The sequence below is a fragment of the Aliarcobacter skirrowii CCUG 10374 genome (assembly GCF_003544835.1).
In the GTDB taxonomy this organism is placed as follows: Bacteria; Campylobacterota; Campylobacteria; order Campylobacterales; family Arcobacteraceae; genus Aliarcobacter; species Aliarcobacter skirrowii.
On sequence record NZ_CP032099.1, the window covers coordinates 1,420,448 to 1,433,137 of the forward strand.

Genomic DNA, 12,690 nt, shown 5'->3' on the forward strand with positions numbered 1-12,690 from the left:
CAATCTTCCTTACACATTAAATCTAAAATGCATAACATCACCATCTTGAACAACATAATCCTTACCTTCAAGTCTTAGTTTTCCAGCATCTTTGCATTTAGCTTCTCCACCAAATTTAACAAAATCTTCATAAGATATAACCTCTGCTTTAATAAAACCTTTTTCAAAGTCATTGTGAATAACAGCAGCTGCTTGTGGAGCTTTTGTATTTTTTCTAATTGTCCAAGCACGAACCTCTATTTTTCCAGCTGTAAAATAGCTTTGAAGACCTAATTTATCAAAAGCTTTTTGAATAATTTGCTCTAAACCTGATTCAGCAACTCCTAAATCATCCAAAAATGCTCTTGCTTCATCATCTTCAAGACCTACAAGCTCCTCTTCAATTTTTGCACATAAAACAATAACATCCGCACCAACATTTGATGCATGCTCTTTTACCATCTCAACATAATCATTTGTTCCAACACTTAATGTATCTTCATCAACATTAGCACCATATATTACATCTTTATTTGATAAAAATCTAAGCTCTTTATCTAATGCTATAAATACTTCATTATCTCTATTTTCAAATGTTTTAACAGGTTGAAGTTCACCAATATGAGCATATAACTCTTCAGCAATTACAAGTTGAGCTGCTGCTTCTTTACTACCTTTTGACTGTTTTTTAAGTCTTTCAATTTTTTTCTCTAATTGAGAAATATCTGCATAGATAAGCTCTGTTTCAATTATCTCTATATCTCTTAAAGGGTTTACATCACCCTCCACATGAACAATATTTCCATCTTCAAAACATCTAACCATATGCAAAATAACTTCAACTTCTCTTATATTTGATAAAAATTGATTTCCTAGCCCCTCACCTTTACTAGCACCTCTTACAAGTCCAGCAATATCAACAAAATCAATAGTTGAGTGTTGAATTTTATCTGGATTTACTATCTTTGCTAGCTCATCAAGTCTTTTATCAGGAACTGGAACTATTGCTTTATTTGGCTCTATTGTACAAAATGGATAGTTTTCCGCTTGTGCATTTTGTGCTTTTGTTAAAGCATTAAAAGTTGTACTTTTCCCCACATTTGGAAGTCCTACTATTCCTACTCCTAATCCCATTTTAATCCTTTGTTTTTTTATGAGCATTATTATAGACAAAAATTACAAAATAATAGATAAATAGATATTTACAAAATTTAGGTTATTTTTAACAATTTACTTAATTTTTATTTTATACATTAAGTAGTAGACTTAAAAGTTTTATTTAAAAAAAAGGAATCGCTATGAATAAACTACTCTGGGGTGTAGTTGCGGTAGTTGGAGCTGTATGCTTTGGTTATTTAGCACTACAAAATGGTGAAACTGTTTCAGCTATGTACTTAGTTGTTGCAGCTGTTTGTATCTATATGATTGCATATAGATTTTATGGAAGGTTTGTTGCTTACAAAGTTTTAGAACTTGATAAAAATAGAGCAACTCCTGCTATGATTAATGATGATGGAAGAGATTATGTTCCAACAAATAGATCTGTTTTATTTGGTCATCATTTTGCAGCAATTGCAGGAGCTGGTCCACTTGTTGGTCCAATTTTAGCTGCTCAAATGGGATATCTGCCTTCAATGTTATGGATACTTGTAGGTGGAGTTTTTGCAGGTGCAGTTCACGATTTCGTGGTTTTATTTATATCTTCAAGAAGAAATGGTAAATCACTGGGTGAAATTATAAAAGATGAATTAGGAACTTTTGTTGGTGGTGTTACTATGATTGCTATATTTGGTATTATGCTAATTATTATTGCAATTTTATCAATGGTTGTTGTAAAAGCACTTGCAGAATCTCCTTGGGGACTGTTTACTATTGCTATGACTATTCCAATCGCAATTTTTATGGGTATTTATATGAGATATTTAAGACCTGGAAAAGTTGGAGAGGCTTCAGTTATTGGATTTGTACTTTTAATTTTGGCTATTCATTATGGAAGTGTTATTTCAGCAGATCCTGTTTGGGCTGCTAGATTTACATTTGATGCTTCAACTTTAGCAATTATCATGATGGCTTATGGTTTTATAGCTGCTGTTTTACCTGTATGGTTTTTATTAGCGCCTAGAGATTATCTATCAACTTTTTTGAAAATTGGTGTAATTTTACTTATGGCAATTGCAATTGTTATTGTTGCTCCAGATATTCAAATGCCAAAGGTAAACTCTCAATACCTTGATGGAACTGGTCCAGTTTTTGCAGGTGCTATTTTTCCATTTTTATTTATTACTATTGCTTGTGGTGCTATTAGTGGTTTCCATGCTCTAATTTCAAGTGGAACAAGTCCTAAAATGCTTGAAAATGAGACTCATGCACTTCCTGTTGGATATGGTTCAATGTTAATGGAGAGTGCTGTTGCTATTATGGCTCTAATTTGTGCAACAATTTTGCATCCAGGATTATATTTTGCTATTAACTCACCAGCTGCATTTATAGGAACAGATATTATTCAAGTTGCGCAAACAATCTCAAGCTGGGGATTTAGTGTAACTCCTGAAGAGATAATTTCTTTAACAAAAAATATTGGTGAAGAGACAATTTTATCAAGAACAGGTGGGGCTCCAACATTTGCAATTGGGGTTGCTTTAGTTCTTCATGAACTATTTGGTGGAATTGATATGATGGCATTTTGGTATCACTTTGCAATTTTATTTGAAGCTCTGTTTATTTTAACTGCTGTTGATGCAGGTACTAGAGCTTGTAGATTTATGGTTCAAGATATTTTAGGAAATGTTTACAAACCTTTAGGAAATACAAATAACTATGCTGCTGGTATTTTAGCAACTTTTTTAAGTGTTGCTGGATGGGGATATTTCTTATACCAAGGAACAATTGATCCAAGAGGTGGAATTTATTCATTATGGCCACTATTTGGTGTAAGTAACCAAATGTTAGCTGGTATTGCACTTTTACTTGCTACTGCTGTTTTATACAAAATGGGGAAAGCAAAATATACTTGGGTTACTGTAATTCCAGCAATTTTTGTTCTAACTGCAACAATGTATGGTGGAATTCAAAAAGTATTACCATATAAAGAGGGAGATAGAGTTCATAATGCAGTAAGTCATGTTGCAACTGCTCAAATTCACTCACAAAAAATTGTTGATTTAGAAGCAAAACTTTTAACTACAACTGATGTAGCTGAAATTGAAAAAATCCAAAATAGTATCTCTATTTCAACTCAAGTTAAGTTTTCAAATATTATAAATGCAATTTTATGTATATTCTTTATGTTTGCAACTACTTTAGTAATAATTGCAACTTTGGGAATCTGTTTTGGAAAAATTAAAATACCTTTAAAAGAGTCTCCTTATGTAAGACTTGATTCTCTTCAAAAGGCTTAAAAGTGTTTAAACATATTAAAACACTTTATGAAAAATCTGAAAAGTTTTTTCATCCCCTTGTGGGACTATCAAGTTATGAAAAATATCTTGAGCATATGAAAAGAAACCATCCAAATGATAAAGTTTTATCAAGAGGTGAATTTTTTAATGAAGCACTAGATAGAAGATATAACAGTGGTGGTTTTAAAAAGTGTTGTTAAAAAATCAAGAGTAGAGGCTCTACTAAACATACAAAAAAGGTCAAGATTTTTCTTGACCTTTTTTATTATCTAATTTATAGAACTATTTTCTTTTAAAGCTTTGGCTCTTTTTTTCTTTAATCTGTCATAATAAAGCATATATCCTGTTATTACAAATAGTGCCATTAATGAAGATGCTAAAAACATCAAAAGTTGTCCAATCCAACCAAAATACTCTCCACTATGAAGAGGTAACATACTACTCATAAGTTGTTCATTTAATTTTTTATCTTCAAATTTAGAATCTTTTACAACAGCTAATTTTGAAATATCTATTTGCATAGAGTTTGATTCTCTAAAGTGAGTTGCATCTGCATATAAATATGTTATTGTGTATAAGCCATCTTTATTTGGTGTTAATGATAATCTTGCATTTTTATAATCTTTTGAAACATTTTGATTAAATATATCAACTACTTTTTGATGATTATCAAAACTAATAGCTTTTATATCCTCTTTTTTATCTATTTTTGTTTGTTGAGAAGATGCTGCTCTTTTTGGTTGTTCAACTTGCATCACCGTAAACATAGCACTTCTATACCAATCATACGACCAGTAAAGTCCTGTTAGACATAAAAGTAAGAAAAATGGAATAACCCACATACCAACAGCACTATGCATAGTTGATACAAAAGCTCTTTTTTTGTGTTTAAAACTAAATGTAAAGCTATTTAAAAAGTTTCTTTTAACTCTTGGCCAATATACAACTAATCCACCTATAGTTAAAATTAAACAAACAATAGTTGTAATAGCAACTATATTTTTACCAATAGTTCTAGCCTCTCCTTCAAAAGCTAACCATCGATGAAATGATCTCATAAAAGAGAAAAATTCTCTTCCTTTAATATCTGGCAAAACCTCAGCTGTATAAGGATTTATAAATATATTTTTACCTTTTCTATTATTTGGATCTGCTAGGCTTAAGACTACACTTTCACTTTTATCACTTGAAAAAGAGATGCTATTTATCTTTGCATCTTTATTTAAATATTGATACTTTTCTAAAATCTCTTGAGTTGTTAAGATTTGTTTATCTGCTGGAATTTTTACACTATATGTATCTTTATTTATAAATCTTAATATCTCTTTTTCATAAGATAAAATTGCTCCTGAAATACCTACAATAAACAAAGTAAGTCCAAAAACTAACCCCAACAACCAGTGAAGTTGAAACCAAAATGACTTATGCATAATATATGCTCCTTTTTATAAATTAAATTTGAATACTACTAAATCAACTTTAATACTACTTTAACAAATCAATAATTAGTATTATTTTTCATTATCATTCAATTTAAATACTTGATTAATTGCAGGAAATAAGGCTTCAATATGTGAAGCATTTGAGATATGCAAAATAGATATTTCTAATATAATGAAACCTATTTTTGATAAGAATAGTATATTTATTAGTTTTGAAATTAAAAATTGATAATGCAGGTGGTATAGAAAATAAAAATATAAACCATATTTTTGAGCCTTACTTTACAACAAAAGAAAAAGGGAGTGGTATAGGTCTTTATATGTCAAAAATGATAATTGAAAATCATTTCAAAGGAACAATAGAGGCAAAAAACATGCCATCAGGGGCTTGTTTTTCTATTCTGATATAAAATTTAGTTATAAATTTGAAAAATGTTTAAATATTATTTTTAATAAACATCAAAAGTTTTTGACTCTAAACCACTCTCTCTTAACTTTTTACAAATTGGTAAATCTTTAACTAAATCTACATCTAGCTCAATTTTTAAACCATTTATACTATTTTTTATCTCTAAACTAACACAAGAGTTTTTATCACTCATTCTTAGTTTTTCAATATCCCAATTTGTAGAACCTATATTTAAAACATCATTTATATCTTCAATTTTTTGATTCAACAAATAGTAGCTTTGAATAGAGTTTATTGCTGTAGAGATATCTCTTTTTAATGTTGATACCAAAGCACTATCTTTTGTATCCATAAGTTTTGGAGCAGCAAATGAGACTATTATTCCCAAAATTACAATCACAAATATAATCTCGATCAAAGAAAAAGCTTTTTTCATTTTATGCTCCTTGTGTAAATTTAAAAAATATCTGGAAAATCTACCTTTGTCTCTTTTGATGTATCAACAATTGATTCAAAAACAACTTCAACCGGTGCTGCACCAAAGTTTTCATTCTCTTTATCCATAAACTTAGTCAAAGATTTATGAAAATCCAGTTTAACTGTAGCAATTGGTCCATTTCTTTGTTTTCCAATTATTATTTCAGCCTCTTCAATAGGTCTGTCTATAAATTTAGATTTATAATCCTCACCCCTATCTTTTGCCTCTTTCTCTTTTCTGGCCTCATCTCTTTGCTTATAAACATCATCTCTGTAAACAAACATTATAATATCAGCATCCTGCTCAATTGCTCCTGATTCTCTTAAATCACTTAACATTGGTCTTTTATCAGGTCTATTTTCTAATCCCCTATTTAATTGAGAGAGTGCAACAATCGGAATTTTAAGCTCACGCGCAAGCATTTTAAGACCTCTTGAAATATCAGAAACCTCTTGATGTCTATCTTTATTTCCAAGACCTTGCATAAGTTGAAGATAATCGATAATTACAAGGCTAATATTATTCTCTTGATTTTGAGCAAGTTTTCGCACTCTTGCACGAAGTTGATTAATATTTATACTTCCACCATCATCAACAAATAGTTTTTTACTATTTAAATCATCAAAAGCAGCACTTAAAATAGACCACTCTTTATCATCCATATCACCTTTTCTAAGATTTTGTAAAGGAATTGATGTCTTTGCAGCAAGCATTCTTAGCATCAGCTGTTCAGCTGGCATCTCAAGTGAGAAAAATATTACACCTTTTCCTCTTTCAACATTTTTTAAAGCCATATTTAAAACAAGTGCAGTTTTTCCCATGGCTGGACGTGCAGCAATAATTACTAAATCACCCTCATTTAATCCTGTTGTTCTTTTATCAAGTGAATCAAAACCTGTTGTTTGACCAATTAGATATTTATTACCAAGTAGTTTCATCTTTTTAATATAATCTAAAGTATCACTTGTAACAGTTTGCATATCTTTTAATTCACTAGTAGCACTATTTGTAGATATTTTATAAAGCTCTCCCTGAATGGTATCTAAAGCTTCATTTGCACTAACCTCATCTTCAATTGCAACTTTTTTTATTGTTGTTGCAAGTGTTGCTAACTCTCTTTTTACAGCACTATCTTTTATCTCTCTTACATAAGCAGCTGTATTTGTAATAGGATTTGCACTTAAAATTTCAAGTAAAACTTGATCATCTGCACTTTTCTTATCAACTCTATTTCTTACAAAATCCTCATCAATTGGCATATCTTCTTCATGAAGTTTTACCATTGCTTCAAAAATAGCCCTATGAGCTGGAAGATAAAAATCTTTAGGTTTTAAAACTCCTAAAACATCCTCTAGCTCTTCAGGGTTAAAGAAGATTGAACTTAAAACAGCTCTTTCAATGTTTATGCTATAAATACTATCCATTATGCTTTTCTTTTCGCTTCAAATTCAACTTCTTCAACAAACTTGTCTATTAAAGCATCACCACTTAATTTTGCAATAATCTCACCTTTTTTCATAACAAGCCCACTTCCTTTTCCAAAAGCAATTGCAACATCAGCACTTTTTGCCTCTCCAATAGCATTTACAACACAACCCATAACTGAAACATCAAGAGGAGTTTTAATATGAGCTGTTCTTCTCTCAACCTCTGCAACAGCACTTACTAAATCAGCTTCAATTCTTCCACAAGTTGGACATGAAATAATATTTAAACCCTCTTTTAAAACTCCAGCATCTTTTAAAATAGCTCGACCTACTTTAATTTCCTCTTCAAGCTCTCCTGTCATAGAGACTCTTAACGTATCTCCAATACCATCTAAAATAAGACTTCCAAGAGCAATTGATGATTTTATTGTAGAGTGAAAAGCAGTTCCAGCTTCAGTTACCCCTAAATGAAATGGATAGTTATTCATAGGTCTTAACATTCTATAAGCTTCAACTGTTCTTTGAACATCAGAGGCTTTTAGTGATATTTTAATATCTGTAAAACCTAAATCTTCAAGATATTTGATATTATAATCAGCACTTGCAACCATACCTTTTGGTGTTTGACCATATTTGTTCTCAAACTCTTTTTCTAAACTTCCACAGTTTACTCCAACTCTAATTGGGATATTTCGTTCATTACAAGCCTTTACAACCTCTTGAACTCTTTTTTTATCTCCAATATTTCCTGGATTTATTCTAATACAATCAACAACTTCTGCAGCTATAAGTGCTAGTTTATAGTGAAAATGAATATCTGCAACAATTGGTATTTGTACCTGCTTTTTTATCTCTTTTAAAGCTTGTGCATCTTCAATATGAGGAACAGCGACTCTTACAATATCAGCTCCTGCAAAATGAAGTCTAGTTATCTGCTCAACAGTAGCTTTAATATCTGATGTTTTACTAAATGTCATAGATTGAACACTTATTGGTGCATCACCACCAATTAGGACATTTCCTACTTTTATCTGTTTTGTTGGGTATCTTTTAATCATAAGTGTGATTTTATCTAAAATAAATTAAATAGAAGTGAAGTTTAATTTATAAATAAGAGATTATTTTATATGCTTAGCCTTTATTAAAAAATTATCATAAGAGCAAAAATTGGAAAGAAAAAAAAGTATTTATCTAATAGGTTTAGGTTTTATCGTATCTGTAATTTTAGCAGTAGTTTTAACAAATATATATATAAATAGTAAACAATCAAAGCTATTAAAATCTATTTATGATAGTACAAATAAAAATATATTTGAAAAAACTCAAAATTTAATAAATGATAAGCAAAATACATCTTTGGCAATTGCAATTGCTTTATCAAAAGATGAAAATCTTTATAATCACCTGAAAAATAGAACTTTTAAAGATTTAAATTATGAAAAAATTGCAAAATTAATAGAGACTCATTCAAAATATAAAAATATTTGGATTCAAATTTTTGATAAAAATTTAAATAGCATTTATAGATCATGGACAAATATAAGAGGGAATCTTAAATTTAGACCTGATTTAAAAAAATTATCCTCACTTCAAAATATATCAACTTCAATTAGTGCTGGGCTTTTTAATGTTGGAATAAAAGCAAGAACCCCAATATTTGATGAAGATGGAAAATTTCAAGGAGCTTTAGAAGTTGTTACACATTTTGATTCAATAACAGAAGATTTAAATAAAAATAGCATATCTCCTGTTGTAATAGCAGACAAAAGTATTAGAAAAAACCTTACAAATCCTTTATTATCAAAGCTTTTTATAGATGACTATTATATTGCAAATGCAAATGTTGATATAGATTTATACAACTACATAAAAAATAATGGAATTGAAAAATATATAAATATAGATTCTTATATTGTTGAAAATGGTTACTTAATATCTAAATATCCACTCTTTAATGAAAATGGAGAGAATCTAGCTTATATATTAAATTTTATTAAACTAAATAGCATAAATTTAGAGAGCTTAAACCATATAAAAATTCAAAGTGTTTTAGCTTCATTTATAGCTTTAACAATACTTTTTGCCCTGTTTTTAGCATACTATATAAAAAATGTAAGATATGAAGATAGAAAAAATAGAATCATTTTAGATTCTCAACCAAATATTATAATTATTACAGATGGTGAAAAAATTGTAACTGCAAATCAACAACTTTTTAACTTCTTTCCAAGTGTGAAAAATATAGATGAGTTTAGAAATAAATATGTTTGTATATGTTATACATTTGAAGATATGAAAAATGATGAGTATCTAAAAAATAGATTTTATGATGGTAAAAATTGGGCTGAATATCTATTTACAAACAACAATAAATCATTTAAAGTTGCAATTAAAAACTCAAATAATGAACTAAGATACTTTAGTGTTAAAGCATCTACACAAAAAATTGATTCAACTTTCTTAATTACATTTATAGATATTACAAATGAGATTTTACAAATTGAAAAAGAGAAAAATGAACAAAAATTAATATTTCAACAATCAAAAATAAATGCAGTTGAGAGAACTTTGAATAATATTGCACACCACTGGAGACAGCCTTTGAGTGTTATTAGTACAATTTCAAGTGGAATGAGACTAAAAGAGGAGTTAAATCAACTAGAAAAAAATGAGATTTTAGAATCTTGCGATAAAATAATGCTAAATACAAAAAAATTATCAAAAACCATAGAAGACTTCTCTACTTTTTTTGATAAAGATGCTAAAAATAGCTCTTCAATAGTTGAAATTATAAATAGTGTAATATCTTTTTTTGAAACAATTTTTGAAGAAAATGGTATTGAATGTAAGTTTACACATAATAATGATTTAATGATAGAGTGCAATAAAAATGATTTTACAGACTCTATTTTAAATATTATTGATAACTCAATTTATGCTTTAAACAGTGAAAAAAACTTAGAAAAAAAAGTTATTTTAATAGATTTTTCAAATAAAGAGCTAACAATTCAAGATAGTGCAAATGGTATAGATGAAGATATCTTACCAAAGGTTTTTGAACCATATTTCACAACAAAACATAACTCTTATGGAATTGGTCTTGGTCTATATACTGTTCATGAATTTTTTGTAAAAACACTAAATTTGACAATACAACTAGAGAATAAAAAATTTATTTATGATGGTAAAAACCTCAAAGGCTTGAACATTGTAATAAATTTTAATTAAACTTTAATTTTATCTTTTTTAGATAAAATTCACGAATTATTCAAAAAGGAACTTTTATGCAAGATATTGCAATGTTTGATATAGTAATTATTTTAATTACTCTTTTTTTAGGGTTAAAGGGCTTATTTAAAGGTTTTATAAAAGAGGTTTTTGGTCTTTTAGGTATTGTTGGTGCTATATTTATAGCTTCTAGAATATCTTTAGAAGTTGGAAATGTTGTAGCTTCTGTTTTAAATATAGAGAATGAATCTACAATAAAACTTTTAGGTTTTATAATATCTGTTATTGCTATTTGGTTTGTTATTTATAGTTTAGGTATTATTGTTAGCAAGATTTTTAGTGCAAGTGGACTTGGAATATTTGATAGAGTTTTAGGATTTATTTTTGGTGCTGCAAAAGTATTTTTAATTTTCTCAATTATAGCTTATGCTATAAACTCAATTGATTCATTTAAAAAATCAATAGATGAAAATTTCTCAAACTCTATAGTTATGCCACATTTAATAAGTGTTGGTTCATACATTATGAAGCTTGATACAAACTCTATTAAAGAGCAACTAAATGAAGGTACAAAAGAGATTCAAGAAGATGTTTCAGCTGTGATTGAAGGTGCAAAAGATGAGGCAGTTCAAATGGAGCAACAAGCAAGTGATTTTGTAAAAGAGAAAGCAGCCCAAGAGTTTGAAAAAGAGTTAAATAGACAAAAACAGCAGTTTGAAGATGAATTAAAAAGTCAAAAAGATAGATTTGATAGTGTTAATAATCAAAATAAAGAGGATTAAAAAAGGATTAAAAATTGTTTGAAAATAGATTTATACAACAAAGAATAGAGAAAGCTGAAAATTTAAGAAATTTAGGAATAAACCCTTACCCAAATGATAGTAAAAGAGATTGTACAATTGCAAAATATTTAAATGTAAATAGTGATGTATTTAAACTAGAGTCAAAAAGAGATGAGAATAGAAACTATACAATATCAGGAAGAATAAAACTTTTTAGACTTATGGGAAAAGCTAGTTTTTTAAAAATTGAAGATGAAAGTGGAGTTTTACAAGTTTATGTAGCAAGAGATAATTTAGAAGAGAACTTTTATAATGATATTTTCAAAAAATTTGTAGAAGTTGGAGACATTGTTGAAGTTAGTGGTTATCCATTTGTAACAGGTCATGGAGAGTTATCACTTCTTGTTACAAACTTAAAAATTCTTACAAAAGCTATATCTCCTCTTCCAGAAAAATATCATGGAATTCAAGATAAAGAGCTAAGATATAGACAAAGATATTTAGATTTAATTATGAATAGTGAAGTGAGAAAAATTTTTCATATTAGAAGTAAAGTAATATCATTAACTAGAAGATTTTTTGAAGCAAAAGGTTTTCTAGAAGTTGAAACTCCTATGATGCATCCAATTGCAGGTGGAGCAAATGCAAAACCATTTGTTACACATCACAATGCTTTAGGAATTGATAGATTTTTAAGAATTGCCCCAGAACTTTATTTAAAAAGATTAATTGTTGGTGGATTTGAAGCTGTATTTGAGATAAATAGAAACTTTAGAAATGAAGGAATGGATGCAACACATAATCCTGAATTTACTTCAATAGAGTTTTATTGGGCATATAAAACTTATGAAGATTTAATTGAACTTACAATTGAGTATTTTGAATATCTATTTGAAAATTTAGATCTTCCAAAAATTCTTCCTTATGGTGATTTCAAAATAGATTTTAATAAATTTACACAAATTCCACTAATTCAATCTTTATATGAAATTGGTGGAGTTCCACAAGATATAGTTGAAGATAAAGAGAAAATTTTAGAGTTTTTAAGAGCAAATAAACTTGAAGCAAATTCAAAATTAAATCTTGGACAACTTCAAGGTGAACTATTTGATGAGTTTGTTGAAGCAAAACTTATTAATCCAACATTTATTACAGAGTATCCAGTTGATATCTCTCCACTTGCAAGAAGAAATGATGCAAAACCTCACTTAACAGAGAGATTTGAGTTGTTTATAGCTGGAAAAGAGATTGCAAATGCATTTAGTGAGTTAAATGATCCACTTGACCAACTTCAAAGATTTGAAGCTCAAATGGCTGCAAAAGATAGTGGAGATGATGAAGCTCATGAGATGGATGAGGATTTTGTAAATGCTCTATCTTATGGTATGGCCCCAACTGCTGGTCAAGGTATTGGAATTGATAGACTTGTAATGATGCTTACAAATCAACACTCTATTAGAGATGTTTTACTTTTTCCAGCAATGAAACCTGTAAAACAAGAGATTGATTTACATAGTGAAGATGAAGAGAAATAAAAATTGGAGAAA

General features: G+C 28.8%; 11 protein-coding genes. 6 read left to right on the plus strand and 5 right to left on the minus strand.

The window, feature by feature from the left end; genetic code table 11:
* Window positions 1–9 precede the first annotated feature (9 nt).
* Window positions 10–1,113: a redox-regulated ATPase YchF gene (gene ychF, locus ASKIR_RS07445; RefSeq protein ID WP_066354290.1), complete on the minus strand. Its 1,104-nt coding sequence runs from the start codon at window positions 1,111–1,113 to the stop codon at window positions 10–12.
* Between the two features lie 164 nt (window positions 1,114–1,277).
* Here ychF and ASKIR_RS07450 point away from each other — a divergent pair, with 164 nt between their 5' ends.
* Both ASKIR_RS07450 and kcuS read left to right on the plus strand, forming a co-directional pair.
* On the plus strand, window positions 1,278–3,377 hold the full coding sequence (locus ASKIR_RS07450) for a carbon starvation CstA family protein (RefSeq protein WP_115588203.1): 2,100 nt from the start codon (window positions 1,278–1,280) through the stop codon (window positions 3,375–3,377).
* 2 nt (window positions 3,378–3,379) lie between these two features.
* Window positions 3,380–3,577 (plus strand): KCU-star family selenoprotein, encoded by a 198-nt coding sequence (kcuS, locus tag ASKIR_RS07455; protein ID WP_066158949.1) that lies wholly within the window; start codon window positions 3,380–3,382, stop codon window positions 3,575–3,577.
* Between the two features lie 69 nt (window positions 3,578–3,646).
* On the opposite strand, the gene ASKIR_RS07460 is transcribed toward kcuS, so the two are convergent.
* Window positions 3,647–4,807, minus strand: a complete 1,161-nt coding sequence (locus ASKIR_RS07460; RefSeq protein WP_115588202.1) for a PepSY-associated TM helix domain-containing protein — start codon at window positions 4,805–4,807, stop codon at window positions 3,647–3,649.
* A gap of 197 nt (window positions 4,808–5,004) precedes the next feature.
* Between ASKIR_RS07460 and ASKIR_RS07470 the strand changes: the two genes are divergently transcribed.
* Window positions 5,005–5,229: an ATP-binding protein gene (locus ASKIR_RS07470; protein WP_170256951.1), complete on the plus strand. Its 225-nt coding sequence runs from the start codon at window positions 5,005–5,007 to the stop codon at window positions 5,227–5,229.
* 39 nt (window positions 5,230–5,268) lie between these two features.
* Here the strand turns inward: ASKIR_RS07470 and ASKIR_RS07475 are convergent, their stop codons facing one another.
* From ASKIR_RS07475 to ispG, 3 genes are read right to left on the minus strand one after another with little or no spacing between them, the layout of a single operon-like run.
* Entirely contained in the window at window positions 5,269–5,664 is a 396-nt protein-coding gene (locus ASKIR_RS07475; RefSeq protein WP_066158953.1) for a type II secretion system protein, read from the minus strand.
* Window positions 5,665–5,684: 20 nt separating this feature from the next.
* Entirely contained in the window at window positions 5,685–7,130 is a 1,446-nt protein-coding gene (locus tag ASKIR_RS07480) for a replicative DNA helicase (RefSeq protein ID WP_066158956.1), read from the minus strand.
* On the minus strand, window positions 7,130–8,191 hold the full coding sequence (gene ispG / locus ASKIR_RS07485) for a flavodoxin-dependent (E)-4-hydroxy-3-methylbut-2-enyl-diphosphate synthase (protein WP_066349972.1): 1,062 nt from the start codon (window positions 8,189–8,191) through the stop codon (window positions 7,130–7,132). The genes ASKIR_RS07480 and ispG overlap by 1 nt, the downstream gene beginning before the upstream one ends.
* Window positions 8,192–8,300: 109 nt before the next feature.
* Between ispG and ASKIR_RS07490 the strand changes: the two genes are divergently transcribed.
* Genes ASKIR_RS07490 through lysS form a run of 3 tightly spaced genes read left to right on the plus strand, consistent with a single transcriptional unit; the run spans window position 8,301 to window position 12,678 of the window.
* Window positions 8,301–10,361, plus strand: a complete 2,061-nt coding sequence (locus tag ASKIR_RS07490; RefSeq protein WP_115588201.1) for a sensor histidine kinase — start codon at window positions 8,301–8,303, stop codon at window positions 10,359–10,361.
* A 56-nt stretch (window positions 10,362–10,417) separates the two neighbouring features.
* A complete protein-coding gene (locus ASKIR_RS07495; protein WP_115588200.1) occupies window positions 10,418–11,143 on the plus strand; it encodes a CvpA family protein in 726 nt (241 codons plus the stop codon).
* Between the two features lie 14 nt (window positions 11,144–11,157).
* A complete protein-coding gene (lysS, locus tag ASKIR_RS07500; RefSeq protein WP_115588199.1) occupies window positions 11,158–12,678 on the plus strand; it encodes a lysine--tRNA ligase in 1,521 nt (506 codons plus the stop codon).
* The last annotated feature ends 12 nt before the right edge of the window (window positions 12,679–12,690 follow it).

Bases quoted from the DNA above. Each gene is read 5' to 3' on its own strand.
- ychF (WP_066354290.1), bottom strand. From the start codon at position 1,113: ATGGGATTAGGAGTAGGAATAGTAGGACTTCCAAATGTGGGGAAAAGT.
- ASKIR_RS07450 (WP_115588203.1), top strand. From the start codon at position 1,278: ATGAATAAACTACTCTGGGGTGTAGTTGCGGTAGTTGGAGCTGTATGC.
- ASKIR_RS07460 (WP_115588202.1), bottom strand. From the start codon at position 4,807: ATGCATAAGTCATTTTGGTTTCAACTTCACTGGTTGTTGGGGTTAGTT.
- ASKIR_RS07475 (WP_066158953.1), bottom strand. From the start codon at position 5,664: ATGAAAAAAGCTTTTTCTTTGATCGAGATTATATTTGTGATTGTAATT.
- ASKIR_RS07480 (WP_066158956.1), bottom strand. From the start codon at position 7,130: ATGGATAGTATTTATAGCATAAACATTGAAAGAGCTGTTTTAAGTTCA.
- ispG (WP_066349972.1), bottom strand. From the start codon at position 8,191: ATGATTAAAAGATACCCAACAAAACAGATAAAAGTAGGAAATGTCCTA.
- ASKIR_RS07495 (WP_115588200.1), top strand. From the start codon at position 10,418: ATGCAAGATATTGCAATGTTTGATATAGTAATTATTTTAATTACTCTT.